Here is a 25,637-nt window from a genome sequence, read left to right as displayed (position 1 = left end):
GGCGGGGGCGGTGGCATGCCGTCCCGGGGAAGTACCGGAGCGAGGCTCCGGTCGCTCAGGACGCCGCGGGCGCGCCCGTGTTGACGCGGACGGAGGCGATGCGGTCGTGCTCGTCGAAGAGGACCTCCACGGTGCCGCCGTCGGGCAGGCCCGCGCTCAGCCGGTCCGCCGCGGCGCGGTGCGGCAGGGCGTGGTGGGCGACGTACCCCTCGACCACGGCGCGCGCCGAGCAGGGCACCAGGGAGGCCCCGGTGAGCAGCACCCGGGGCAGCGTGATCGCGTCCGGCTCGGCGCGGGGGACCTGCGGGTCGTCCGGGACCATGTAGGCGCGCGCGTCCGGGCTGGCCTGGACCCCGAGGTAGCCGGTCGCGCCGAGGACGCCCATCGCCGTGAACGCCAGGGTCTCCGCCGCAGTCCGCGGGTCCTCGTGGCCGTCGAGCGGGACCAGCTCCCCGGTGAACTCCGGCACCCCGTGCGCGTGTCCGTAGGCCCGGACCGCCTCGGCCGCCTCGGCGAGCGGCGAGGAGGCGAAGCCGGGGTTGGCCCACGCCCACAGCCAGGAGCACTCGTTGACCTCGAACGTGCCGAGCAGCGAGATCCGCAGCTCCTTCCCCGACTGACGGAACAGGCGCTGCCCGAGATCGGCGCTCCAGTCGCCGACGGGGAGGAACTCGTTGAAGGTGTCGAGCTGTTCGGCGCCCCAGGCGGCATGGCGTTCCGTGAGCCGCCGCAGCGGCTCGCTGAAGGTCGTGGTCATGCCCGCGACTCTAGGGCCTGCGGCCGAGAGCTCCTTCCGGCCGTCCGGACCGGGGCGGGACGGCCGGGACGGCGTCAGGTGCGCGAGGCGGCCCGGGCGGTGTCCGACGGACGTTCGTCGCGCATCCAGTGCCACCCCGTCGACCAGCCGACCAGCCGCCGCGCCCGGCCGCCGTCCGCGGTGCCGTCGGGCCCGAAGGCGCCCCCGGCGGCGGTCAGCCGCAGTCCGGCCAGGGCGGGCGCCAGCCGCGCCGCGACGTGCTCCGGGTACCGGGCCGCCTGTCCGTCGAGCGCGACCAGTACGGCGGCGCGGCGGTCGTCCGCGCACAGCGACAGGTGGAACACCATCTGCCGCCACGCGTACGCCGCGTCCTTGATGGTCGCGAGCGGACGCCGCTCGCCGTGCACCCGTGCGGCGAGCCGGCACACGGTGTGGAAGCAGCGCGCGGCGAGGGCGTCGTGGCCCGGCTCGGGCGTGATGCCGACCCGGCCCACGAGCGTCGCCAGATTGTGGGTGGTCAGGATCTGCGCCTGCTCGATCACCGTGCCGTTGGCCGCCACGGACCCGCCCCGGCCGCCGCCGGTCCGCTCGGCCGCCGCCCGCTCGGCGCACAACCGCCCGAACTCGGGCGAGGTGCGCGCGGGGCGCGAACGGCCCGCCGCGCGCCCCGCCTCGGTGATCGCCAGGTTGCGCACGGCGGCGTAGTCGACGCCGTAGTAGCGCTCGTAGAGCGTCCCGCGCAGCAGTTCCGCCGCGACCCGTGCCGCGACGAGGAACTTGGGCCCGAACTCGCCCATGAAGATGTCCGCGGCCAGCTCCTCCGTGAACGGCACGCCGAGATCGGCCTCGCGCGCGAGCACCGACATCTCCCGCACCAGCGGATTCGGCAGCAGCGTCCCCGGGAACGCCTGCACCGCGAGCGTGCCCAGCTCGCGCAGGGCGGCGCGGGCGGCGTCCGCCACGGCCTCGTCGCCGCCGCGGTGCCCGGCCACGGCGCGCACCCAGGGCAGCTCCTCGACACGCACCTGGCTCGCCAGGTGGAGCAGCAGCAGCGAACGCCGGTTGCGGAACGCCCGGTACACGGACGCCATCAGGGTGCGCAGCGCCCCGTCCCGGTAGGCGTCGGCGGTGGTGGCCGCGACGAGCTGCGGCACGAGCTCCGCCAGCACCTCGGCGGACGGCACCACACCCCGCTCCACCAGCACGGCGAGCGGCGCGCTCAGCGCCGACTCCACGGTGGCGCGCACCGACGGCGGCATCTCCGTACCGGCCGGCAGTCCGCTCTCCTCGGCCTCCCGCGCGCTCACCGGGGCGAGCAGCGGGGCCGTGTCGGCGATGCCGACGCCCTGCGGAAGCCCGGACAGCCGGACCACCACGAGCTGCGCCAGCAGGTGGTGCGCGGGCAGCGCGGCCTGGCGGGCCTGCTCACCGCGGAGCGCCGCGTGCCGCGCCGAACCGGGGACGCCGCGCTTGCGCACCATCGACGCCACCGCGTGCCGCAGCAGCCCCTCCAGCCGGGCGGCGGGCCGGCGGCCCGCCACGACGTCCTCCAGCGCGGCCCGCAGGATCGCCGCGTTCTCCCGGGGGCGGCGGTGCTTGGCGCACCGGGTGTGCTCCTCGGCCAGGCGGCGGTAGCGGCGCAGCAGCGCGTCGCCGCGCGCCAGCCAGTCCGCGTCGTACGCGGCGGGGGCGTGCGGGGCGGGAGCGTGCGCGGCGGGGGCGTGCGGGGCGGGTGTGCGGCCCTGGTCCGGGGCGTTCCGGGAGGTGCCGTCGGGCTCCCGTACCTCCAGCCAGTGCGACAGCAGCTCGTCGGCGAACGGCAGCCAGACCGCCAGCGACTCGCGCTGGGCCTCGACCCTGCCGTTCGGGCCGCGCAGGGCCAGCGACCAGCCGGCGTCGTCGGCGGTCCTGCGGTGGAGCGCGCCGGGGCCGGGCGGGGAGACGTCCGAGGGGCGCGGCAGCATGCGCAGCCGTCCGGCGAACGGCTCCAAGGTCTTCACCAGCTCCAGCGCGGCGTCCGTCTCCCCGGCCCGGACCAGCCACGCCACCGTCAGCAGCGCGGCCTCCTCGGGGAGGGCGACCTCGTAGCGGCCGCTGTCCAGCAGCTCCCACAGCTCGGTGAGGCCGGGCTCGGTCAGGAAGTGGGCGAAGAGCGCCCGCCGGTCCCCGGGGACACCGGCCCGCTCGGCGGCGGCCGTCTCGTGGGGGAGCAGCGGACCGCCGGCGGCGGGCTGCCCGGTGGCGAAGCCGCCGCGGACGACCTCGGGGGTGACCCAGGCGGGAAGCCCGGCGACCGGGGTGCGCGATCCGATGCGCAGCCGCCCGTCCGCCATGCCCGCGAGGACGGCCCGCCACCGCGCGACGCGCGCCGTGGCGCGCTCACGGGTGGCCGGATCCCCGTGGGTCACCGAGGTGGTGAAGGCCCGCGCCAGCTCGGCGCGGGCGTAGGAGGGCGACGCGGTCGGATGCTGCTGCTCAGCGTTCTCGTCCATAAGCCGACGTGGCGGGTTCCGCCCCCGCGCCCTCCGGGTCCGAAGCCCGGCGCTCTGGCTGACTGAGCTACACGTCGATGCGCTGACGCTAGCGGCGCCCGCTCCGGCGGAACAACGCCTTTTCCCTGCGGGGCGCTTGGCGTGGGGCTGCCTTTCCAGCCCGTCCGGCGTTCGAGGACACCGCGCGCAGCGTGGTGCCGCGGCCACCGGGCCGCGGTCGGGAACGCGGCGCTCCGGGCGCGGCCCGGTGGTCGGGGTACGGCCTGCGGCCGTGTCCTCAATCGCCGGACGGGCTGAGGTTGCCGGCCCTTCGGGGCCCGTCGGCGGTTGAGGCTCCGGTCCCGGGGCGCTTGCCCTTTCAGCCCGTCCGGCGTTTGAGGACACCGCGCGCAGCGTGGTGCCGCGGCCACCGGGCCGCGGTCGGGAACGCAGCGCTCCGGGCGCGGGCCCGGTGGTCGTGGCACGGCCTGCGGCCGTGTCCTCAATCGCCGGACGGGCTGAAGCCGCCCGCCACCCCGGCTCCGCCGGGCACCGCGCCGGACGGGCTGAAGCCGCCCGCCACCCCGGCTCCGCCGGACGGGCGGAAGCCGCCCGCCGGGGCGTGACCCCCGTCTCACGCGCGGTGTGAAGCGGCCCACTATCCGTGAAGCGATACGCATGGATCGGCGGGGCGGGGGCAGGCGGCCCGATCGCCGGGGCGACCGGCAGGGGGAAGTACCGGGAACGAAAGGCCACAACGCGACGTGTCGGCAGCACAACAGACCATCCATGTGGGCGGAGAGTGGCGAGCGGCCGTCTCCGGCGCCACCCGCGAGATCATCGACCCCGTCGACGCGAACGTGTTCGCGGTCGTGTCGGAGGGCGACGTCGCGGACACCGACGACGCCGTCGCCGCCGCCCGGGCGGCCTTCGACGACGGGTCCTGGCCCCGTACGCCGGCCGCCGACCGCGCGGCGCTGCTGCGCCGGGTCGCCGGGCTGCTGGAGCGGGACCGGGAGCGGATCGGCGCCCTGGAGAGCCGGGACGCGGGCAAGACGCTGGAGGAGGGCCGCGTCGACGTCGACTGCGTGCGCGACGCCTTCCTCTACTTCGCCGACCTGCTGGCGGCGGAGAGCGGCGGCCGGGTCGTCGACGCCGGGTCGGACGACATCCACAGCGTCGTCGTGCACGAGCCGGTCGGCGTCTGCGCGCTGATCACGCCGTGGAACTACCCGCTGCTCCAGGCGAGCTGGAAGATCGCGCCCGCCCTCGCCGCGGGCAACACCTTCGTCGTCAAGCCCAGCGAGATCACCCCGCTGACCACGGTCGTGCTCGTCGAGCTGCTGATGGAGGCCGGGCTGCCGCTCGGCGCCGCCAACATCGTCACCGGCCCCGGAGCCACCGTGGGCGCCCGCCTCGCCGAGCACCCGGACGTCGACCTGGTCTCCTTCACCGGCGGCCTCGTCAGCGGGGTCAAGGTGGCCAAGGCGGCGGCCGAGGGCGTGAAGAAGGTCGCCCTGGAGCTCGGCGGCAAGAACCCGAACGTCGTCTTCGCCGACGCCTGCGCCACCGACGAGGGCTTCGACACCGCCGTCGACCAGGCGCTCAACGCCGCCTTCATCCACAGCGGCCAGGTCTGCTCGGCCGGCTCCCGGCTGATCGTCGAGGAGTCGGTGCGCGAGCGCTTCGTCACCGAACTCGCCCGCCGCGCCGAGCGGATACGCCTCGGCCGGGGCACCGACGAGGGCGTCGAGTGCGGCCCCCTCGTCTCCGCCGCCCAGCTCGCGAAGACCGAGGACTTCGTCGCCTCCGCGCTGAGGGAGGGCGCCGTGCTCCGCGCCGGCGGCGAGAAGCCCGAGGGGCCCGGCTTCTTCTACCGGCCCACCGTGCTCGACCACTGCCACCGCGACATGCGCGTGATCCGCGAGGAGGTGTTCGGCCCGGTCCTCACCGTGGAGACCTTCACCACCGAGGACGAGGCCGTCGCCCTCGCCAACGACACCGAGTACGGCCTGGCCGGCGGCGTGTGGAGCGCCGACACCGCCCGCGCCCGGCGGGTCGCCGCCCGGCTGCGCCACGGCACGGTCTGGATCAACGACTTCCACCCCTATCTGCCGCAGGCGGAGTGGGGCGGCTTCGGCAAGTCCGGCACCGGCCGCGAGCTCGGGCCGACGGGCCTCGCCGAGTACCGCGAGTCCAAGCACGTCTACGAGAACCTCGCCCCGCGCCCCGTGCGCTGGTTCGCGGGCTGAGCACGGGGGACGGACCCATGACCGAGAACCACGAGAACCAGGTCTACGACTACGTCGTCGTCGGCGGCGGCACCGCCGGATCGGTGATCGCCTCCCGGCTGACCGAGGACCCGGACGTCACCGTCGCCGTCATCGAGGGCGGCCCCAGCGACGTCGGCCGCGACGACGTGCTCACCCTGCGCCGCTGGATGGGCCTGCTCGGCGGCGAGCTGGACTACGACTACCCGACGACCGAGCAGCCGCGCGGCAACTCGCACATCCGCCACAGCCGCGCCCGGGTGCTCGGCGGCTGCTCGTCCCACAACACCCTGATCGCCTTCAAGCCGCTGCCGTCCGACTGGGACGAGTGGGCCGAGGCGGGCGCCGAGGGCTGGGACGCCGCCGCGATGGACCCGTACTTCGGCCGGCTGCGCAACAACATCGTCCCCGTCGACGAGGCCGACCGGAACGCCATCGCCCGCGACTTCGTCGACGCCGCGCAGGCGGCCCTGTCGGTGCCGCGCGTCGAGGGCTTCAACCGGGCGCCCTTCCACGAGGGCACCGGCTTCTTCGACCTGGCGTACCACCCGGAGGACAACAAGCGCTCCTCCGCCTCGGTCGCCTATCTGCACCCGTTCCTGGACCGGCCCAACCTCCACATCGCCCTGGAGACCTGGGCGTTCCGGCTGGAGCTGGAGGGCACCCGGGCCACCGGCGTGCACATCCGCACCGCCGACGGCGCGGAGCACGTCGTGCGCGCCCGGCGCGAAGTGCTGGTGTGCGCGGGCGCGGTGGACACCCCGCGGCTGCTGCTGCACTCCGGCATCGGGCCCTGTGCCGACCTGGAGAAGCTCGGCATCCCGGTCGTCCACGACCTGCCGGGCGTCGGCGAGAACCTGCTCGACCACCCCGAGTCGGTGATCGTCTGGGAGACCCACGGCCCCATCCCGGAGAACTCCGCGATGGACTCCGACGCGGGGCTCTTCGTCCGCCGCGACCCCGCGTCCGCCGGGCCGGACCTGATGTTCCACTTCTACCAGATCCCGTTCACCGACAATCCGGAGCGGATCGGCTACGAACGCCCCGCGCACGGCGTGTCGATGACGCCGAACATCCCGAAGCCCCGCAGCCGCGGCCGGCTCTACCTGACGAGCGCCGACCCCGCGGTCAAGCCCGCCCTGGACTTCCGGTACTTCACCGACGAGGACGACTACGACGGCCGGACCCTGGTCGACGGCATCCGCGTCGCCCGCGAGATCGCCGCCACCGAGCCGCTGGCCGGCTGGCTGAAGCGGGAGGTCTGCCCGGGCCCGGAGATCACCTCCGACGAGGAGCTGAGCGCCTACGCCCGCCAGGTCGCGCACACCGTCTACCACCCCGCCGGCACCTGCCGGATGGGCGCGGCCGACGACGAACTCGCCGTCGTCGCCCCCGACCTGAGGATCAGGGGCCTGCAGAACATCCGGATCGCCGACGCGTCCGTCTTCCCGACCATGACCGCCGTGAACCCGATGATCGGCGTCCTCATGGTCGGCGAGAAGTGCGCCGACCTGCTGGGAGGCACGAGCCGATGAGTACCGCCACCGCACCCGCCGCATCCGGCGCACCCGACACCCCCGAGGCGGCGCCGCCCGTCTTCGCCGTGCGCGACCTGTGGAAGGTCTTCGGCCCGAAGGCCGACCGGGTCCCCGCCGACCCGGAACTCGCCTCGCTCGACGCCGCCGAGCTGCGCGAGCGCACCGGCTGCACCGCCGCCGTGCGCGGCGTCTCCTTCGACGTCCGCAAGGGCGAGGTCTTCGTCGTCATGGGCCTGTCCGGCTCCGGCAAGTCCACGCTGGTGCGCTGTCTGACCCGGCTGATCGAACCCACCTCGGGCGCGATCGCCATCGACGGCGAGGACGTGCTCTCCATGGACGCGGGCCGGCTGCGCGCCCTGCGCCGCCACCGGGCCGCCATGGTCTTCCAGCACTTCGGCCTGCTGCCGCACCGCTCCGTCCTCGACAACATCGCCTACGGCCTGGAGATCCAGGGCGTCGGGCGCGCGGAACGGCGTACGCGGGCGGCCGGGTTCGTGGAGAAGGTCGGCCTCGCCGGCCTGGAGCACCGGCGCCCAGGCCAGCTCTCCGGCGGCCAGCAGCAGCGCGTCGGCCTCGCCCGCGCGCTCGCCGTCGACCCGGAGGTGCTGCTGTTCGACGAGCCGTTCAGCGCGCTCGACCCGCTGATCCGGCGGGACATGCAGGAGGAGGTCGTCCGCCTCCACCGGGAGGAGGGCCGCACCATGGTCTTCATCACCCACGACCTCGCCGAGGCGCTGCGCCTCGGCGACCGGATCGCGCTGATGCGCGACGGCCGGATCGTGCAGCTCGGCACCCCCGAGGAGATCGTCGGCTCGCCGGCCGACGACTACGTCCGCGACTTCGTCCGGGACGTGCCGCGCGAGCAGGTCATGACCGTGCGCGCCGCGATGCGCCCGGCGGCCGCCGCCGAGACGGAGACCGGCCCGGCCCTCGCGCCGGACGCCACCGTCCACGAGGCCATCGAGGCCGTCGCCCGCACCGGCGAGTCCGCCCGCGTCGTCGAGGGCGGCCGCTGCCTGGGCGTCGTCGACCACGCGGGGCTGCTGGGCGTGGTCGCCGGTGTCACGCCCCCGGCGCGGAAGGCGGTGGCCTGATGCACTCCCACACCACCTGGCCCCCGCCGGGCCCCCGCGCCCTCCGCCCCGCCTCCGACCCGCGCACGCCCCGCACCCCGCACGACACCCCCCGCATACCGGGCCCCCGCACCCCGCACGACCGCGCCTCCGCCGCGCCGCGCCGCCCCGGCTCGGCCACGGCGGCCCGCACCCTCGGCCCCCGCACCCCGCGCCTGACGGGCTGCGGCCCCCGGATACCCCGCATCCCCGCGCCGCGGCCGGTGAGTGCCCTCCCCGTGCCCCGGCCGGTGAGTGCCCTCCCCGCGCCCCGGCCGGTCACGACCGCCCCCGCCCCCGGGCGGTGGGGCCGGTGACCGCCACCGCCACGCCCGTCGGCACCTCCACCGGGGACGCCCCCGACGCCGCGGCCGCGACGTCCCCCGCGGCCGCGGCGTCCTCCCGGTCGGCGCGACGCTCGCTCGCCCGGCACCGCACGCGGCTCATCGCCGCCGGGACCGCCGTGCTGCTCGTCCTCGGCGCCGTCCTCCTCGGCGGCGGCACCTGGCCCGGCCGGATGGCCGTCGACCTCTCCGGACCGCTCGGCGACACCAGCGACTGGATCATCGACAACCGGGACAGCCACCCCCTCTTCCTCTACGTCCTCGGCCACGTCAGCAACGCCGTCGTGCTCTCGGTGCGCGCGGTCTACCTGGTGCTGCTCGCCGCCGGCTGGGCCGGTGTCACCGCGGCCGCCGGTGTGATCGCCTGGCGCGTCGCGGGTGTCCGCCTCGCGCTCGGCTCCGTCGCGGCGTTCGCCGCCTGCGGGCTCCTCGGCATGTGGGTGCCCACCATGCAGACGCTGGCCCTGATGGCCGTCGCCGTCGCCGCGTCCGTGCTGCTCGGCGGCCTCCTCGGTCTCGCCGCCGGCCTCTCGGACCGGATGCACCGCGTGCTGCGCCCCGTCCTCGACACCATGCAGGTGCTCCCCGCCTTCGCCTACCTGCTGCCGGTCGTCCTCGTCTTCGGCATCGGCGTGCCCGCCGCCGTCCTCGCCACCGTCGTCTACGCGGCCCCGCCCATGGCCCGGCTGACCGCGCTCGGTCTGCGCGGCGCGGACGCCGGGGTGATGGAGGCCGCCGCCTCGCTCGGCGCGACCGCCCGGCAGCGGCTGCTGACCGCCCGGCTGCCGCTCGCCCGCAAGGAACTCCTGCTCGGCCTCAACCAGTCGATCATGATGGCGCTCTCCATGGCCGTCATCGCCTCCGTGATCGGGGCCGGCGGTCTCGGCGACCGCGTCTACCAGGCGCTGGCCTCCGTCGACGTCGGTGCCGCGCTCGCCGCGGGCGTCCCGATCGTGCTGCTCGCCGTCGTCCTCGACCGCGTCACCGCGGCCGCCGGCGCCCGCCTCGGCGACGCCCCCGCCCGCGGTGCCCGCCTCGGCTGGGCGATCGCCGCGGCCGTCACCCTCGCCGCCGCGCTGGCCGGCCGGTTCACCGGCCGGCTCGGCTGGCCCGACGCCTGGACGCTGGACGTCGCCGAGCCCGTCAACCGGGCCGTCGACTGGATGACCGCCCACCTCTACACCGGCGTCCCCGTCATCGGCGGCACCTCCGACTGGGCGGCCCACTTCACCACCTGGGTGCTGGACCCGGTGCGCTCCGGCCTGACGTGGCTGCCCTGGTGGGCCGTGCTGCTCCTGGTCGGCGCGCTCGCCCTGCTCATCGGCACCTGGCGCACGGCCGCGACGGCCGTCCTCGCGATGGCCGGGATCGGTGTCCTCGGCGTGTGGGAGCCCGCGCTCGACACGCTGTCCCAGGTGCTGGCCGCCGTCGCCGTCACCCTGGTCGCCGGCTTCGCCACCGGCATCGCCGCCGCCCGCAGCGCCCGGCTGAACCGCGCGCTGCGCCCGGTGCTGGACGTCTTCCAGACGATGCCGCAGTTCGTGTACCTGATCCCGGTGGTCGCGCTCTTCGGCGTCGGCCGCGCGCCGGCGGTCGCCGCCGCCGTGGTGTACGCGCTGCCCGCCGTCGTCCGCATCACCGCGCAGGGCATGGCCGCCGTGGACCCGTCCGCCGTGGAGGCCGCGCGCTCGCTGGGCGCGACCGGCCGCCAGCAGCTCCTCCAGGTCCAACTGCCCCTCGCCCGGCCCGCGCTGCTGCTCGCGGTGAACCAGGGTGTCGTCCTGGTCCTCGCCGTGGTCGTCATCGGCGGCCTGGTGGGCGGTGGCGCGCTGGGCTACGACGTCGTCTTCGGCCTCGCCCAGGGCGACCTGGCGACCGGACTGGTCGCGGGCGCCGCGATCGTCTGCCTCGGCCTGATGCTCGACCGCGTCACCCAGCCCACGGACCGTCGCGCACCCGCCGGAAAGGGGGCCTGACATGGCTCGCCCGCGTTTCGCCGTCCTCGCCGCCGCCCTCGGTCTGACCGTGCTCACCGGCTGCGGCGCGGCCGACATGACGAAGCAGGCGTCCCCGTACGCCGCCGCCCAGGGTGCCCGCACGGTCACCCTGTCCGTGCAGTCCTGGGTGGGCGCGCAGGCCAATGTCGCCGTCGCGCAGTACCTGCTGGAGAAGGAGCTCGGCTACCGCGTCGACACCGTCCAGATCGACGAGGTCCCGGCCTGGGACGCGCTCAGCCAGGGCCGGGTGGACGCCATCCTGGAGGACTGGGGCCACCCGGAGCAGGAGCAGCGCTACATCGAGGACAAGGGCACCATCACCCGCGGCGGCGACCTCGGGGTCACCGGCCACATCGGCTGGTTCGTGCCCACGTACTTCGCCGAGCAGCACCCGGACGTCACCGACTGGAAGAACCTCGACAAGTACGCCGACCAGCTCCGCACCGCGGAGAGCGGCGGCAAGGGCCAGTTGCTGGACGGCTCCCCGTCCTACGTCACCAACGACAAGGCCCTGGTGAAGAACCTGGACCTGGACTACCAGGTCGTCTTCGCCGGCTCCGAGGCGGCGCAGATCACCCAGATCCAGCAGTTCGCCAAGGCGAAGAAGCCGTTCCTCTCCTACTGGTACAAGCCCCAGTGGCTCTTCGAGAAGGTGCCCATGACGGAGGTGAAGCTCCCCGAGTACACCGAGGGCTGCGACGCCGACCCGGACGAGGTCGCCTGCGCCTACCCCCACACCCCCCTCCAGAAGTTCCTCAACACCCGCTTCGCGGACAAGGGCGGCGACGCGGCCGCCTTCCTGAAGAAGTTCCGCTGGACGGAGAAGGAACAGAACGAGGTCTCCCTGATGATCGCGGAGCAGAAGCTCTCGCCCGAGGAGGCCGCGAGGAAGTGGGTCGCCGCGAACGAGCCGACCTGGCGGGAGTGGCTGCCGCAGGGCTGAACGCCCCGCGCTCCCCGGACCGGACCCGCACGCTCGCCGAGCGTGCGGGTCCGCCGCGTACCGGCGGGTGTCGTGACGTACGGGCGGACGCCTGATCAGTCCGCGTACAGCGGCAGCCCCTCGGTCGGGATCGTCCAGTCGCCGATGGTGACCTTCTCGCCGTACACGAACTCCCGGCGGGCGGCGTAGCGCGGGCCCGCCGGGGTGGTGTGGATGTCGCCGAGTACCGCGCCGGAACCGGTGCGGGGGTCGAAGAGCGCGTAGACCGGGATGCCGAGCAAGGGGTAGTCGCGCATCTTGCCCACCCAGTCGTTGTCCGGGTTGGAGCGGGAGACGACCTCGATCGCGGCGAGCACGGTGTACGGGTCGAACGAGCCCTCGCCCTCCATGTCGGCCTCGGCGATGACCATCACGTCCGGGTGGCGCATGACGCCTTCGCCCGCGTGCTCCACGTCGGGCGTGCCGGTGTGCGCCACCAAGCCCTCCGGAAGCACCTGTTCGAGGCGCCGGCGGACACGCAGCACGGTGAGCTCGTGCGGCCGTGCGGGCGACATCATGTCGTGGACGATCCCTTCCTTGGTGATCTCGAACTTGCCGGGAAGGGTGTCGTCCATGGACTGGACGAACTCGCGCATGACCTCGTACAGGCGGGCGTCGTGCTGAGCGTCGTCCGGGGCGATGGTCATGGGGCTCGCTCCTCGTCGTCCGTACCCGGCGGCAGGGGTCGTCCCTCTCATGCTAGGCGGCCCTCGCCGCCGTGCCCCGGCAGTCGCGGCACAGCTCCCCCTCCGGGGCGCGGATGCCGCGTTCGCAGCCGTCGCAGTTCCGCATCGGGAGGGGCGGGGGCGGCGGAGCCGGGAGGGGTGGCGGCAGGAGGGTGGCGAGGCGGTGGGCGAGGAGGCCGGCGGGGCGTCTGAGGGTGGCGGGCAGGCCGGTGGTGAGAGCGAGGCGGACGGCGTCGGGGTGGGCCTCGCGTTCGAGCCAGGCGGAGACGGCGGGGGTCAGTCGGCGCACCTCGTGCGCGGAGAGCAGCAGGCGGGCGTCGTCGCGCCGCAGCGCGGAGAGCAGGCCGGAGGCGGTGCGGTGGCGGTCCGGGTCGTACGCGGCGGGCTCCGGGAGCGGGGCCGGGGGTGTCCCGGGCTCCGGCGGCGGGGCGGCGGCTTCCGGCACCGGCACCGGCTCGGGCTCGGGCTCGACGGGGGCGACGGGGGCGGGGGCGGGCCGCACGGGCTCCACGGGCCGCACCGGCTCCGGGGGCACTGCCTCGCGAACCCCCTCCGGCCGGGCGTACGAGAGCGTGCGGGTGACGACCTTGCCGCCGGGAAGGCGCTCCACGAAGCGCCGCAGGTAGCTGTGGGTCTCCAGCTCGCGCAGGGCGGTGGCGATCCGGGCCTCGCTCTCCGGGAAGCGGGCGGAGAGCGCCTTGACGCCGACCTTCGCGCCGTCGGGCAGCGACTGGATGTGCACGGCGAGCCCGATAGCGGTCAGCGACAACGCGCCGTGCTGGGCGAGGTGGTTGCCGACGATGGTGAAGCGCTCGGTGTGGATCGCGTGGACGTGGACGACGCCGAAAGCGGTGACGCGCCCGGGAACGCGGGACGGGGCGCGCGAGGGCGCGCTAATCTGCGGGGTATCCATCGGGAAGCCTCGTACTTCCTCGGTGGTCAGGCCCTCGATCGGGATTCGCAGTCCCGGCCGGGGGCCGACGCATGTCTGGAGTTGTCGCGGCGAGCATATGCCCGCCCACCGGCCCGAAATCCAGTCCGATCGGCCCAAGTCACCCGGGAGGGTGACGCATTGCGTCGCGGGCTCCGGTGGGGTGGGTGAGGTTCTTTCCCCCGGTACTTGAAAGTCTTTTGCGTCGTGCGCGAGCGGGTCGCGGGACACCGGGTCGCGGGTTCCCGCGATCCGGTGCGACCTGCGGCGATGCGTGGCGCGCGGTCAGGCGGTGGCCGCCTCCGGAGCCGTCCGGCCGGGAAGGAAGCGGCGGACGGTGAGCAGGAACCCCGTGGCGAGGACGACCTCGCCCGCGTTGCCGAGCACGGGGATTCCCGCGGCGGCCCCGGAGACGACGACCATGACGGCCGCCGTGACGGCGAGCGGCCCGAAGCCCGTGCGCCGCCAGACGGCGATCCCGGCGCCGAGGACCACCAGGCCGGTCACGATGGCCGGCAGCGGGCCGACGGGGGAGGGGGCGTCGTTCGCGTAGCGCAGGACTCCGTGCCACTCCTCGGGGCTCAGGGACAGCCCGACGATGTCGTGGGCGGTGCCCGCGACGATCAGCAGCAGGGTGAGCACGCCCGCGGCGATGCGCAGCGGCGGGCGGGAGGCGGCGCGCACGCCGGCGCACTCCGCCGCCGTCAGCGCCCAGATGACGAGGAGCGGCGTGAGCAGGGCATGCAGCACGAAACGGGGCGTGTTGAGCGCTTCCAGGAGCGGCCCTTCGCCCATGGCGGCGCCCAGCGCGATCACCCCGTTGTCCCAGACCAGGGCGGCGCAGGTCAGGGCGGGTATGAGGGCGAGGCGCCCGGGAGCCGTCCGCACGTACCGCGCCAAGGCGACGGCCAGGGCGAGTTGACCGGCCGCGAGAACGGCGAACAGCAGTGACACGGGCGTGCCCTTCTGGATCGAGGATGCAAAGTATCTCGATCGTCAAGATATATGGTCGCCCGATCCGCCCCCGATCCGCCCCCGACGGTCCCTGAACGGCCCCCGAACGGTCCCTGAACGGCTCCCGATCCGCCCCCGCGCCGCCCTCGGGGTGGGCGCCCCGGACCGGCTCAGGCGTCCCGCGTCCCGGCGGGGTCCGCGGCGGCGCGGCGCGGCCGGGGCACCAGTTCGCCACCGCAGTTGGGGCACACACCCGTCATGGCGTCGGCGCAGGCCACGCAGAAGCTGCACTCGTACGAACAGATCCGCGCGGGCCCGTCGGCCGCCAGGACGGCCGTCTCGCAGCGCTCACACCGGTCTCGCATCTCCAGAGCCACGTCGGCCCCTCCCTCGTCACGACGGCGAACGAACTCCCTCATGGTCCGCGCCCCGCCCGGCGCTCTCCACACCTGCCACGGCCAAAGATCGAAGGGATCGGGACAGCGCCCGACCCGGCGGAACCGGCGGGACGCCCCGCCCGCCCTCGCGTGCCGCGCCCCGCCCGCCACCCGCGCTACGCGGCGCCCCGCGCGTCCTCCACCGCCCGTGTGGTGCGGGCCAGTTCGACCGCGGCGAGCAGGCTCATCCCCGGTGCGGCCTCGCGCAGCGCCTTGATCGCCGTGACCGAGTCGGCCGGGCCCGTCACCGCCGCCGCGTCCAGGTGGGCGCGGACCCAGCGGGCCTGCGTCTCGGCCTCGGAGGACGAACAGACGCCGCCGGCGATCTCCAGCGCACGCTCCAGACCGGGCCGCTCCTCCGGCGGGGCCTCGGCCAGTGCCTTTCCGAGCGCGGCGGTCACGGCGTCCGAGTCCCGTACGAAAATGGTCTGCGCATCCCGCTTCGTCAGTCCGAACATGCCTCGATCGTCCGTGCGGCGAGACGGACGGGGCAAGGGAGTTGAGCCTCTTCAGAGGGTCGGCGCCGCGTCCGGGGGGAATCCGGCCAGCTCGCGGGCCATCTCCGCCACGGCCCCGAGCGCCCGCCGCTGAAGGCCCGGGCCGAAGGTGATCCGGCGGGCGCCGAGCCGGCCGAGCGCCGCGACCGGGGGAGCGGTCGCGGCGGCGTGGACGTTGACCGGGAGCGTCGTCGCGGCCGCCAGTACCGGCAGATGCTCCGGCGGCGCCGTGATCGGGTAGACGCCGTGCACCCCGGCGGCCTCGTAGAGGGTGATCCGGGCGACCGCCGCCTCCGGGTCCGTGTCGCCGCGCAGATACGTGTCCACGCGGGCGTTCACGAACAGCGCGCCGTCGGCCTCCGCGCACACCTCGGCCAGCCAGTCCGCGTGCCGGTGCGGGTCCGCGAGCGCGCCGGACGGGCCGCTGTCCTCCAGGTTGCAGCCGACCGCGCCCGTCGCGAGGGTCCGCTCGACCAGCTCCTTCGGCGGCAGCCCGTACCCGCCCTCCAGGTCCGCGCTGACCGGTACGCCGGCCGCCCGCGCGATCCGGGTCACGGCCGCGAACATCTCGTCCGCGGGCACGTCCCCGTCCGCGTACCCGAGCGACGCCGCGACCCCCGCGCTCGGCGTCGCCAGGGCCGGGAAGCCGGCGTCCGCGAACGCCCGGGCGGCGGCCGCGTCCCACGGTCCGGGCAGGACCAGGGGATGCTCCGGATGCCTGCCGTGGTGCAGTGAACGGAAGTACTGCGTCCCGGTGTTCGTCATGTCGGCCTTTCCGTGGACAGGTTCCGGGCGGCTCAGTGCTTCGGGGAGCCCGGGTGGTAGTGGCCGGGCGTCAGGCGGCCGGCGACGCCGAGGCGGTTCCAGAAGTTGATCATGCCGATGGACGCGACGAGCTGGGCCAGCTCCGTCTCCTCGAACTGCTTGGCCGCCCGCTCGAACACCTCGTCGGGGACGAAGCCGTCGGTGAGCACCGTCACCGCCTCCGTCAGTTCGAGCGCCGCGATCTCCTTCTCCGTGTAGAAGTGCCGCGACTCCTCCCACGCGGACAGCTGCACGATCCGCTCCACCGACTCCCCGGCGGCCAGCGCGTCCTTGCTGTGCATGTCGAGGCAGAACGCGCAGTGGTTGATCTGCGAGGCACGGATCTTGACCAGCTCGACCAGCTTCGGGTCGAGGCCCTTGCGGGCCTCCGCGTCCAGCCGCGCCGCCGCCTTGTAGACGTGGGGCAGCACGCCGGAGACGCTCAGCCGGGGGGTGTGCTCGGGGGCGTAGCCGCCTTCGGATGCCGTCGGTGTCGTCGTCATGCGTCCGACCGTAGGCGTCGTGTGGCGCAGGAGTATGGTCCATTCCCATGACCGATTCCCGGGCCACTTTCGGTGCCGACCTGCACCTGGACCTGAGCGGACCGCGTCTGCGCGCCGGCCTGATGGGCGCCCTGCGGGACGCCGTGCGCACGGGCCGGCTCGCACCCGGCACCCGGCTCCCGTCCTCCCGTTCGCTCGCCGCCGACCTCGGCATCGCCCGCAACACCGTCGCCGACGCCTACGCCGAACTCGTCGCCGAGGGCTGGCTCACCGCCCGGCAGGGCTCCGGCACCCGGGTCGCCCCGCGCCCCGCCGTCCGGCCGCCAGCCCCGGCGCCCGCGGCGCCGACGCGCAGCCGGCCGGTGCGCGACCGCCCCGCCTACAGCCTGATGGCGGGGCGCCCCGACGTCGCCTCGTTCCCCCGGGCCGCCTGGCTCAAGGCGGCCCGCCGGGCCCTCGCCGGCGTCCCCGACGACGCGTTCGGGTACGGCGATCCGCGCGGACGCGTCGAACTGCGCACCGCGCTCGCCGACTACCTGGCCCGTGCCCGGGGGGTGCACGCCACGCCCGAACGCATCCTGATCTGCTCCGGATTCGCGCACGGGCTCGCCCTCATGGGCCGGGCACTGGCCCGCCGCGGGGTGCGCCGGGCCGCCGTCGAGTCCTACGGGCTGGACATCCACTGGGATCTGCTCACCGACGCCGGACTGGCCCTCTCCGCACTGCCGTTCGACGCCACCGGCACCCGCCCCGAGCCGCCCGGGGCGCTGCACGGGGCCGGTGCGGTGCTGATGACGCCGGCGCACCAGTTCCCGCTCGGCGTCCCGCTGTCGCCCACCGGCCGCGCCGCCGTCGTCGACTGGGCGCGCCGGACGGGCGGGCTGGTCCTGGAGGACGACTACGACGGCGAGTTCCGCTACGACCGCCAGCCGGTGGGCGCGCTCCAGGGGCTCGACCCCGAGCGGGTCGTCTACTTCGGCACCGCCAGCAAGTCCCTGGCCCCGGGGCTGCGGCTCGCCTGGATGGTGCTGCCCGAGCCCGTCGTCGGCGAGGTGCTCGACGCGAGCGGCGGCGAGCAGCGGCTGACCGGCGTCACGGACCAGCTCACCCTCGCGGAGTTCCTCACCTCGGGCGCGTACGACCGCCATGTCCGGGCCATGCGGCTGCGCTACCGGCGCCGCCGCGACGACCTGGTGGAACGCCTGCGCCGCGACGCGCCCCACGTCCGGGTGAGCGGGATCGCCGCCGGGCTGCACGCCGTCCTCGAACTGCCCCCGGGCGGCGAGGCCCTGGCGCTGCGAGCGGCGGCCTGGCACGGCCTCCAGGTCCAGGGGCTCTCCCGCTTCCGCCACCCGTCGGCCCTCCCGGGCGGCCCGGAGGGCCTGGTCGTCGGCTACGGCACCCCCTCGGACAGCTCCTGGAGCGGGACGCTCGACACCCTGTGCAACGTGCTCCGCGCGACGGCGTGACCACCGGAGGCGGGCCGGTCCGTGAGCCGCCGGGAACGGAGTCCGCGCCGGGCCCGCCGGGCGCGGGCCGCCCCGCGCCCGGCCACGGACTCGCCGACCACCGCCTCAGCCGACCTCCAGGGCCGCGCGGGCCAGGTCCAGGAAGCGGGAGTGCTCCTCGCGGAACACCCGGTAGGCCCGGTCGTACGCCTCCCGGTCCCCCTCGCCCGTGGCCAGGCCGACCAGCTCCCGCTGCGCAGTGAGCGCCCTGCGCCGCAGCTGTCTCGCGGCCTCGGCGGCATCCGCGGGCCCCTCCAGGGCGACCTCGCGGCTGGCCCGCGTCACCTCGTTGAGCGCGGCGCGTGACGCGTTGCGCATCTCCCCGAGGATCGCCTCCCGCCGTGCGCCCTCGGGAGCGGCGTCCGCCTCCTCCATGCGCCAGAACACCTCGGAGAGCCCGTGCACCGTGGCGCTCAGCTCCCGGTACGCGTCCCGCCGCCGGGTGCGCGCCTGCGCCACCTCGGCCGCGGTCGCCGTGACCTCGGCCTCCACCCGCGCCGACCGGGTGAGGCTCCGCCCGGTCACCCAGCTCGCGACGACGGCGGTGCCGCCGGTTATCAGCCCGATCCACCAACTGTTGTCCACCACAGGGGAATTGTTCCAGCACGCGTGTGCGAGGCGAAGCGGGCGCGACCGTGGGCGGGTCGCCGCGTGACCGGCCGCGGCCCCGCTGGATCCGTGAGCGCCCGGACGCACCGGCGGCGCGTCCCCGCCGGTCGCGTCCGCCGGGGAACCGCCCCGTGTCCGGCACCGTCCGTGATGGATGTGACCGAAGAGACGCGTGTGCTGCACCCGAGCCGTCAGGAACTGATCTCCGACCTGTCCGGGATCGTCAACGACTACCCCTATGCGGATCCCGAACCGACCCTCGCCGGTCTTGCCGCGGACGCCGCCGGCGCGATCGGCCGCGACGGCACGCCGGAGGCCCGCCGGGAGCGGGCCGGATACACGATCCTCCTGCACGCCACCTCCTGGTACCTGGCCTCCCGCGTCCACTCGGCGTCCCTGTTCGAGGCGTACATCCGGGCACTGGACGGGCTCCGGTCCGGGCCGGCCGGCGCCTCCTGCGCGTGCGCGGACGGCGCTCACCTCGAGCGGCTGGGCGGGGAGTACCAGGTCGAGGCCGGGGTGAGCATGCTGACCCGGGCCGGGTGGGCGGAATTCACCGAGGACTACGACCTCGACGAGGAGGACTCCGCGGCGTTCACCTGCGAGAGGCTCCTGGCGGACCTCGCGGACGAGGCCGTGGGCGAGCTGAGCGCGGCGCGGAATCAGACCTTCGGCGACATCGACGTCTCCCACCTCGACGCGCAGTTCGTCCGGGAGGACGGCAGCCTCGACATCGTGGCCGCACAGGAGTCGATCCGCCGCACCTGGGAGGACAACACCGGCCCGGTCGCCCTGTGGTCCGCCCGCCGCCTGCTCTCCGGCCGGGTGCGCGACGACGAGCGCATCGGCCTGCACCTGTGCCTGTGGATGGGCGTCGCCCAGTCGTACGCGGGCCTGCCGCCCTCGTACACACGGGACATCGCCGCCGCCCTGGCCACCGTCGACCTCGACGTCGCCTGCGCGCATCCGCGGCACCCCTGGTCCTCCGTACCGTCCAAGACGAAGGCCCGGTACAGCGCGGTGGTCCACCTGTACGCACCGGACGACCACCCGGACACCCCCGTGCCGGCCGAGCTCTCCGACCGCGGCCTGTGGGAGTGCCCCGTGCAGTACGCCGAGTTGACGCGAAAGGTGCTGGACGACCTGCGGAAATGGCGCACCGCGCGAGGCGTCGACGGGGAGGACTGAGCCGTGCGCCCCGGCCGGCCGCTCACCCGGCCGGGGCGGCGTTTGGAGCGGGCTCCGGACGGGCCGGCGGTTCGCCGAACCGGGCCAGTGCCAGGGCGCCCGCCACCGCGACGGTGAAGCCGGCGACGGCGAGCGGGGCCAGGCCCTCCCGGGTGCGGTCGCCGAGCCAGACGACGCCGATCAGGGCGGGCCCCACGGTCTCGCCGATGACCATCCCGGCGGTCGCGGTCGTCACCGAGCCGCGGGCGAGGGCCGAGGTCAGCAGCAGGAAGGCCGCCCCGCCGCCGAGCAGCAGCGCGTACAGCGCCGGGTTGGCGAACAGGCCCGGCAGGGCGAGCGAGTCGATCAGCCGGACGGACACCTCGACGACCCCGAAGCCGATGCCCGACCCCAGCCCCAGCACCAGCGCGCGCGGCTTGTCCGGCAGCCGCCCGGCGAGCGCGCCCACGGCGAGCACCCCCGCCGCCGCGCCGAGCATCGACCACCGCAGCGCGTCCGAGCCCTCCCGGTCGCCCTCCGGCCCGGACGCGAGGCCCAGCAGCGCCAGCCCCAGACAGACGGCGGCGACCGCCGCCCACTCGGCCCGCTTCAGCCGGATCCGCATCAGCCGGGCCGCCACGACCGCCGTGACGGCGAGACTCGCGGCGAGCGCGGCCCCGACGGCGTAGATGGGGAGCGCCCGCAGGGCCACGATCTGGAGCAGGAACCCGGCCCCGTCCAGCCCGAGCCCCAGCAGATACCGCCACTGGCGCACGGCCCGCATCAGCAGCGCCGCGTCCACACCGGACCCGCTGCCGGGCGCGGTGCTGCGCGCCGCCATGGCCTGGAGGACGGAGGCCGTGCCGTAGCAGACCGCGGACGCGAGGGCGCAGATCATCCCGAGGAACACGAGGGGACTCTAGGTTTCGCGGGCCCCGAAAGGGTGGAACCTGTGCACTGTTCCACGGGTGTGGGATTCGGCGCTATAAAATAACGCGCATGCTCACACCTGAGGACGCCTCCTACATCACGGCTGCCACCGAAGGGCTGGCCGAGCCCCTGTATGCCGCGCTCGACCTTGGCTACACCGCCGCGCACGGTCACTACGACGAGACGGGGATGGTCGGTGAGGGCTACAGCAAGGGGCGCACGGACCTCACGCGCGACCACGCCAGGCGGCGGTTGGAGGAGCTGCACTCCGGGCGGGCGGATCTGGGAGGCTGGCGCCCCCTCTCGGTGGCCAGTGGCCGTCTGCATCTGGCGCACGGCACCATGACCCTGCGGCTCCTGCATGCCACGCCGTTCGATCTGATTCCCGCCCCCGGCAGGAACAAGGCGCGGATTAGCTACTATCGAAATCGAACGGTTGACCTGTTCGGTGTCGAGGTGAGCAACCTCCTCGCCGTCTGGTTGTCTCCTGCGGAGACCGGCGGGGAGATCTCCGTGCGCATCGTGCGTCCGATCGGGGAGTGGAAGCCGGGTCGCCCGCCCAAGTTCGACCTGGACTTCGAGCTGCCCCGCCACACTGAGACGTTCACGGGTGCCGAGTGGGAGTTCGTCCCGGACGAGGGCGGCATCGCGCTGCCCTTCGATTTCGACGACGATCTTCGCGAAGAGGGTGAAGGAAGTGGGGCGTAATCCTGGGGAGCGTATCCGCACGCTCAGACTCCTGATGGGTCTCACCCAGGGTGAACTGGCCCAGGCCGCAGGCGTCTCCCAGCCTCTTGTCTCGCAGATGCAGCGGGGCACCAGGGCGGTCACCGACGACGTGCTGACGCGTATCGCCCAGGCCACCGGCACGCCCATGTCCTTCTTCGAGATCGACCCGGTGGATCTGCCGACCGACACGCTGGCCTTCCGGAAGAAGGCCGGCACGTCGGCGCGTGAGGTGGAACGGGTCGAGGCGACCGTGCGCGAGGCGTACCGCGTCGCAGCCGGCCTCATCGCCGAGACCCGGGTGCGGCGCACCCGGCTGCCGCGCGCCGAGGGCGACCTCGGCATGGACGACATCGAGGAGCTCGCCGGGCTCACCCGTGACGCGCTGGGCCTGGCCCGCGACGGCGTCGTCGGGCACGTCATCCGTGCCTGTGAGGGCGCGGGTATCCCCGTCGTGCCGCTGGTGCTGGTCGATGCCCAGGGCAATGGCGAGGAGATCGTCGTGGGGCACTCCGGTGCTTCCTGCTGGCGGGGCGCAGGTGATCCGATGCTGGTCAGTTACTTCTCCGCCGGCAGCGGTGACCGGCAGCGTTTCACCACCGCCCATGAACTCGGCCACCTGGTGCTGCACCCCGCCCGCCGGGGGCTGCTCGACGCCCCCACCGCCGAGGTGGAGGCGCACCGGTTCGCAGGAGCGTTCCTTCTGCCGCGTGAACGCGCCGCGGAGGCCTTCGACGGGCCCTTGATGCTGAGGGACTTCGCTGCTCTGAAAAAGCGTTGGGGCGTCTCGATCCAGGCCCTGATCAACCGCGCGCACGATCTCGGACATGTGGACGCCGCCCGCCGCGAAAGCCTGTACAAGCAACTGTCCGCGCGCGGTTGGCGAGCGGCCGAGCCGGTGACCGTGCATCCGGAACAGCCGGCACTCATGCGGGCGATGCTGACCCGCCGGTACGGCGAGCAGCCCTCGCTTCTTCAGGCGGCCGAGGACGTGGCCCTGCACCCCGTGCTCCTGAGGTCACTCGCGCCGGACGTCGATGCGGCCGCCGGGCCACGGCGGGAGAACGCGCCCGTCATCAGCCTCGGCGAGCGGCGTATCGGCCGGGAGAACCGGCTGCGCGCTCTCTGAGGCGGCGACCAGCCGTCCCCCCCCCCCCCGGTGGGCTGCCGGGCGCGGGCACCTGGGGCGCGGTGGAGTCTGCCGGACCCCGGCAGTGCCTGGGCGGACCCCGGCGGGGCAGGATGGCAGGGGAACCGGACATGGCCGGGAACCGACACACCACGCAGAACGCCGCAGCCCGCATCACCCAGCACGCCGCGCCACGCAGGACACCGCGCCGCGCAGCCGCCGTCGCACGGCCCGCCCGCACCACGCGGGCGCCGCGCCGTGCGGTCGGCGGGCGGGAAGCGGAACCGCGGGTGCCGTTCGGGGCGTGGACATCAGGTGGACGCACCGGCCCCGGCCGGTGACGTCGGAACGACGCAGGACGACGCAGGACGACGGGGGAGAGGTCACGATGGGACGACGCAGGCTGAGGTCGGGCACGGTGCTGCTCGGAGGGGTGGGGCTGCTCGCCGCCTCGCTCGCGGCGTGCGGGTCGGAGCCGGACAAGCGGTGTGCCGACCCCGTGTCGCGCGAGATACTGCCGGACTCCCGCTGCAAGAGCGGCAGCAACGGCTCGGGCGGCGGTGGCGGCAAGTACTACTACGGCGGCACGGTCAGCGACGGCAAGGTCTCCGGCGGCAGCTTCGACAAGTCCGCCGTCAAGCGCGGCGGTTTCGGCAAGTCCGGCTCGGGCGGGGGCTGAGCGCCGTGCAGCGCCGCACCATCGAGCCGCGCCAAGGCTGGCAGGAGACCGTCGAGGCGCAGGGCTGCGTCTACCCGCTGACCCGGCACCCGGACGGCTCCCTGCGCCCCTACTGGGACGAGAGCGCCTACTACGAGTTCACCCTCCCCGAGGTCGAGGCCCTGGAGGAGGTGGTCGAGGAACTGCACGCCATGTCGCTGGCGGCGGCCGCCCACATCGTCGAGAAGAAGCGTTTCGCCGAACTGGGCATCACCGACCCCCGGGTCGTCGCCCATGTCGCCGAGGCCTGGCGGCGGCGCGACGAACTGCCGTCCCTCTACGGGCGGTTCGACCTCCACTACGACGGCACCGGCCCCGCCAGGATGCTGGAGTACAACGCCGACACCCCGACCTCGCTCGTCGAGGCCGCGAGCCCCCAGTGGTTCTGGATGGAGGAGCGCTTCCCCGGCGCCGACCAGTGGAACTCCCTCCACGAGCGCCTCGTCGCCGCCTGGCGCCGTCAGGCGCCGCTGCTGCCGCCCGGCCCCGTGCACTTCGTGCACACCGACGGCGACGAGTGCGGCGAGGACCTGATGACCGTCGCGTATCTGCGCGAGACCGCCGAACAGGCGGGCATCGAGACGGAGGCGCTCTCCGTCGAGAGCATCGGCTGGGACGGCATCTCGGGCCGCTTCGTCGACGACCGGCTGCGCTTCATCCGGAGCTGCTTCAAGCTCTACCCGTGGGAGTGGCTGGTCACCGACGACTTCGGTCCGCACGTCCTGGACACCCTGGACAACGGCGGCGGCACCGGGACCACCTGCTGGATCGAGCCCGCGTGGAAGATGCTGCTCTCCAACAAGGCGCTGCTGGCGATCCTGTGGGAGCTGTACCCGGGCCACCCGAACCTGCTCCCGGCCTATCTCGACGGGCCGCGCGAACTGGCCGCCGGGCCCGGCTGGGTGTCCAAGCCGCTGCTCGGCCGCGAGGGCGCCGGCGTCACCGTGCACGAGGCGGGCAGCGCGTTCGTCCAGCCCGGTGAGCCCTGCTGCCACCAGGAGCTGGCGCCGCTGCCCTCGTTCGACGGCAACCGCACGGTGCTGGGCGCCTGGGTGGTCGACGGGGAGTCGGCCGGCCTCGGCATCCGGGAGTCGGCCGGTCTGATCACGGACGGGTACGCCCGCTTCCTCCCGCACGTGATCCTCTGAGGCCCCGAGGCCCCGAGGCCCCGACCCCGGTCCGCACGGGACCTCCGGCCCGGGCGGGCCCGCCACCCGCGGCGGGCCCGCCCGCCTCACGCCCCCGGCGCGCCGCCCGCGGCCCCCGCGCCGCCGTCAGGACATCACGCCCCCGGCGATCCGCCCGATCCGCCCGATCCCCCCGCGCCGCCCGATCCGCCCGATCCGCCCCCCGCCAGGACCTCGCGCAGGCGGTCGAGCCCCCAGTCCAGGTCCTCCTCGGAGATGATCAGCGGCGGCGCGATCCGGAGCGTCGCGCCCTGGGTGTCCTTGGCCAGGACGCCGCGTTCCATGAGCTGCTCCGAGATCTCGCGCCCCGTCCCCCGGGACGGGGCGACGTCGATGCCGGCCCACAGGCCCCGGCCCCGTACCGCGTCCACCGAGCCGCCGCCCACCAGCGCGCCCAGCTCGCGGTGCAGGTGCGCGCCCAGCTCGGCGGCGCGCTGCTGGAACTCGCCGGTGCGCAGCATCGCGATCACCTCCAGCGCCACCGCGCACGCCAGCGGGTTCCCGCCGAACGTCGAGCCGTGCTCGCCGGGGCGGAAGACGCCGAGCACCTCGGCCGACGAGACCACGGCCGAGACCGGCACCACGCCGCCGCCCAGCGCCTTGCCCAGCACGTACATGTCCGGGACCACGCCCTCCTGGCGGCAGGCGAAGGTGGCACCGGTGCGGCCGAGGCCGGACTGGATCTCGTCGGCGACGAAGAGCACCCCGCGCTCCCGGGTCAGCTCGCGCACCCCGCGCAGATAGCCCGGCGGCGGCACGATCACCCCGGCCTCGCCCTGGACGGGCTCCAGCAGCACGGCCACCGTGTTCGCCGACAGGGCGTTCTCCATGGCCGTCAGGTCGCCGTAGGGCACGATCTCGAAGCCCGGGGTGTAGGGGCCGAAGTCCGCCCGGGCGTCGTGGTCGGTGGAGAAGCTGATCAGCGTGGTGGTGCGGCCGTGGAAGTTGTTCGCGGCGACGACGATCTTCGCCTGCCCCTGGGGCACCCCCTTGACCCGGTAGCCCCACTTGCGGACGGTCTTCACCGCCGTCTCCACGGCCTCGGCGCCGGTGTTCATCGGCAGCACCGCCTCCATCTCGCACAGCTCGGCGAGCTGGGCGCAGAAGTCGGCGAACCGGTCGTGGTGGAAGGCCCGGGAGGTGAGCGTCACCCGGTCGAGCTGGGCCTTGGCCGCCGCGATCAGGCGCCGGTTGCCGTGTCCGAAGTTGAGCGCGGAGTAGCCGGCGAGCAGATCGAGGTAGCGGCGGCCCTCCACGTCGGTCATCCAGGCGCCGTCCGCCGAGGCGACGACGACCGGCAGCGGGTGGTAGGTGTGCGCGGTGTGCGCCTCGGCGGCGGCGAGGGCGGACGTCGTGGCGGGCGGCGTGGTGGACACGGGT

At 74.7% G+C, this 25,637-nt stretch carries 22 protein-coding genes, 1 tRNA gene and 1 pseudogene; 11 read left to right on the top strand and 13 right to left on the bottom strand.

Annotated features, from left to right (window positions below):
• Positions 1-55: 55 nt before the first annotated feature.
• The 3 genes from JE024_RS13985 to JE024_RS13975 form a co-directional block, all read right to left on the bottom strand.
• The gene (locus JE024_RS13985) at positions 56-757 is read right to left on the bottom strand and encodes a DUF6882 domain-containing protein (protein WP_205373913.1); all 702 of its coding nucleotides are present in this window, start codon (positions 755-757) and stop codon (positions 56-58) included.
• A 74-nt stretch (positions 758-831) separates the two neighbouring features.
• Positions 832-3,249 (bottom strand): hypothetical protein, encoded by a 2,418-nt coding sequence (locus JE024_RS13980; RefSeq protein ID WP_205373912.1) that lies wholly within the window; start codon positions 3,247-3,249, stop codon positions 832-834.
• 3 nt (positions 3,250-3,252) lie between these two features.
• Positions 3,253-3,326 (bottom strand) — tRNA-Arg (locus JE024_RS13975).
• A gap of 666 nt (positions 3,327-3,992) precedes the next feature.
• Between JE024_RS13975 and JE024_RS13970 the strand changes: the two genes are divergently transcribed.
• From JE024_RS13970 to JE024_RS13950, 5 genes are all read left to right on the top strand, one after another.
• A complete protein-coding gene (locus JE024_RS13970) occupies positions 3,993-5,480 on the top strand; it encodes an aldehyde dehydrogenase family protein (protein ID WP_205373911.1) in 1,488 nt (495 codons plus the stop codon).
• A gap of 17 nt (positions 5,481-5,497) precedes the next feature.
• Positions 5,498-7,033 carry a GMC family oxidoreductase gene (locus JE024_RS13965; RefSeq protein ID WP_205373910.1) on the top strand — a complete coding sequence of 512 codons (1,536 nt, stop codon included), beginning with the start codon at positions 5,498-5,500 and terminating at the stop codon, positions 7,031-7,033.
• A complete protein-coding gene (locus JE024_RS13960) occupies positions 7,030-8,130 on the top strand; it encodes a quaternary amine ABC transporter ATP-binding protein (RefSeq protein ID WP_205373909.1) in 1,101 nt (366 codons plus the stop codon). Before JE024_RS13965 ends, JE024_RS13960 begins: the two co-directional genes overlap by 4 nt.
• A gap of 331 nt (positions 8,131-8,461) precedes the next feature.
• On the top strand, positions 8,462-10,468 hold the full coding sequence (locus JE024_RS13955; RefSeq protein WP_372449806.1) for an ABC transporter permease subunit: 2,007 nt from the start codon (positions 8,462-8,464) through the stop codon (positions 10,466-10,468).
• A gap of 1 nt (position 10,469) precedes the next feature.
• A complete protein-coding gene (locus JE024_RS13950) occupies positions 10,470-11,432 on the top strand; it encodes an ABC transporter substrate-binding protein (protein ID WP_205373908.1) in 963 nt (320 codons plus the stop codon).
• A 95-nt stretch (positions 11,433-11,527) separates the two neighbouring features.
• Here the strand turns inward: JE024_RS13950 and JE024_RS13945 are convergent, their stop codons facing one another.
• The 7 genes from JE024_RS13945 to JE024_RS13915 all read right to left on the bottom strand — a co-directional run bounded on the left by JE024_RS13945 (position 11,528) and on the right by JE024_RS13915 (position 16,283).
• Positions 11,528-12,118: a Uma2 family endonuclease gene (locus JE024_RS13945; RefSeq protein ID WP_205373907.1), complete on the bottom strand. Its 591-nt coding sequence runs from the start codon at positions 12,116-12,118 to the stop codon at positions 11,528-11,530.
• A gap of 52 nt (positions 12,119-12,170) precedes the next feature.
• Positions 12,171-13,070 carry a helix-turn-helix domain-containing protein gene (locus tag JE024_RS13940; protein ID WP_205373906.1) on the bottom strand — a complete coding sequence of 300 codons (900 nt, stop codon included), beginning with the start codon at positions 13,068-13,070 and terminating at the stop codon, positions 12,171-12,173.
• Positions 13,071-13,373: 303 nt separating this feature from the next.
• Positions 13,374-14,042, bottom strand: a complete 669-nt coding sequence (locus JE024_RS13935) for a hypothetical protein (RefSeq protein WP_205373905.1) — start codon at positions 14,040-14,042, stop codon at positions 13,374-13,376.
• Positions 14,043-14,212: 170 nt separating this feature from the next.
• Positions 14,213-14,419, bottom strand: coding sequence for a DUF1272 domain-containing protein (locus JE024_RS13930; protein WP_205373904.1), 207 nt, complete (start codon positions 14,417-14,419; stop codon positions 14,213-14,215).
• Between the two features lie 176 nt (positions 14,420-14,595).
• On the bottom strand, positions 14,596-14,937 hold the full coding sequence (locus JE024_RS13925; protein ID WP_205373903.1) for a hypothetical protein: 342 nt from the start codon (positions 14,935-14,937) through the stop codon (positions 14,596-14,598).
• A 51-nt stretch (positions 14,938-14,988) separates the two neighbouring features.
• A complete protein-coding gene (locus JE024_RS13920; RefSeq protein ID WP_205373902.1) occupies positions 14,989-15,741 on the bottom strand; it encodes an isocitrate lyase/PEP mutase family protein in 753 nt (250 codons plus the stop codon).
• Positions 15,742-15,773: 32 nt separating this feature from the next.
• The gene (locus JE024_RS13915; RefSeq protein WP_205373901.1) at positions 15,774-16,283 is read right to left on the bottom strand and encodes a carboxymuconolactone decarboxylase family protein; all 510 of its coding nucleotides are present in this window, start codon (positions 16,281-16,283) and stop codon (positions 15,774-15,776) included.
• 47 nt (positions 16,284-16,330) lie between these two features.
• Here JE024_RS13915 and pdxR point away from each other — a divergent pair, with 47 nt between their 5' ends.
• Positions 16,331-17,752, top strand: coding sequence for a MocR-like pyridoxine biosynthesis transcription factor PdxR (pdxR, locus tag JE024_RS13910; RefSeq protein WP_205373900.1), 1,422 nt, complete (start codon positions 16,331-16,333; stop codon positions 17,750-17,752).
• Positions 17,753-17,857: 105 nt separating this feature from the next.
• Here the strand turns inward: pdxR and JE024_RS13905 are convergent, their stop codons facing one another.
• Positions 17,858-18,379 carry a hypothetical protein gene (locus JE024_RS13905; RefSeq protein ID WP_205373899.1) on the bottom strand — a complete coding sequence of 174 codons (522 nt, stop codon included), beginning with the start codon at positions 18,377-18,379 and terminating at the stop codon, positions 17,858-17,860.
• 171 nt (positions 18,380-18,550) lie between these two features.
• Between JE024_RS13905 and JE024_RS13900 the strand changes: the two genes are divergently transcribed.
• Positions 18,551-19,588 carry a hypothetical protein gene (locus tag JE024_RS13900; protein ID WP_205373898.1) on the top strand — a complete coding sequence of 346 codons (1,038 nt, stop codon included), beginning with the start codon at positions 18,551-18,553 and terminating at the stop codon, positions 19,586-19,588.
• A 22-nt stretch (positions 19,589-19,610) separates the two neighbouring features.
• On the opposite strand, the gene JE024_RS13895 is transcribed toward JE024_RS13900, so the two are convergent.
• The gene (locus JE024_RS13895; protein WP_205376540.1) at positions 19,611-20,465 is read right to left on the bottom strand and encodes a hypothetical protein; all 855 of its coding nucleotides are present in this window, start codon (positions 20,463-20,465) and stop codon (positions 19,611-19,613) included.
• Between the two features lie 101 nt (positions 20,466-20,566).
• Here JE024_RS13895 and JE024_RS13890 point away from each other — a divergent pair, with 101 nt between their 5' ends.
• From JE024_RS13890 to JE024_RS13875, 4 genes are all read left to right on the top strand, one after another.
• A complete protein-coding gene (locus JE024_RS13890; protein WP_205373897.1) occupies positions 20,567-21,205 on the top strand; it encodes a hypothetical protein in 639 nt (212 codons plus the stop codon).
• Complete coding sequence (locus JE024_RS13885) at positions 21,108-22,352, top strand: helix-turn-helix domain-containing protein (RefSeq protein WP_307840698.1); 1,245 nt, start codon at positions 21,108-21,110, stop codon at positions 22,350-22,352. Before JE024_RS13890 ends, JE024_RS13885 begins: the two co-directional genes overlap by 98 nt.
• A gap of 388 nt (positions 22,353-22,740) precedes the next feature.
• Positions 22,741-23,031: a hypothetical protein gene (locus JE024_RS13880; protein ID WP_205373895.1), complete on the top strand. Its 291-nt coding sequence runs from the start codon at positions 22,741-22,743 to the stop codon at positions 23,029-23,031.
• Between the two features lie 5 nt (positions 23,032-23,036).
• Complete coding sequence (locus JE024_RS13875) at positions 23,037-24,218, top strand: glutathionylspermidine synthase family protein (RefSeq protein ID WP_205373894.1); 1,182 nt, start codon at positions 23,037-23,039, stop codon at positions 24,216-24,218.
• A gap of 200 nt (positions 24,219-24,418) precedes the next feature.
• Here the strand turns inward: JE024_RS13875 and rocD are convergent.
• Positions 24,419-25,633: pseudogene (rocD, locus tag JE024_RS13870) on the bottom strand (ornithine--oxo-acid transaminase); the annotation flags it as partial.
• Positions 25,634-25,637 lie beyond the last annotated feature (4 nt).

The organism is Streptomyces zhihengii, from assembly GCF_016919245.1.
GTDB classification, from domain to species: Bacteria; Actinomycetota; Actinomycetes; order Streptomycetales; family Streptomycetaceae; genus Streptomyces; species Streptomyces zhihengii.
This window is presented reverse-complemented; position numbering and strand designations above follow the sequence as displayed.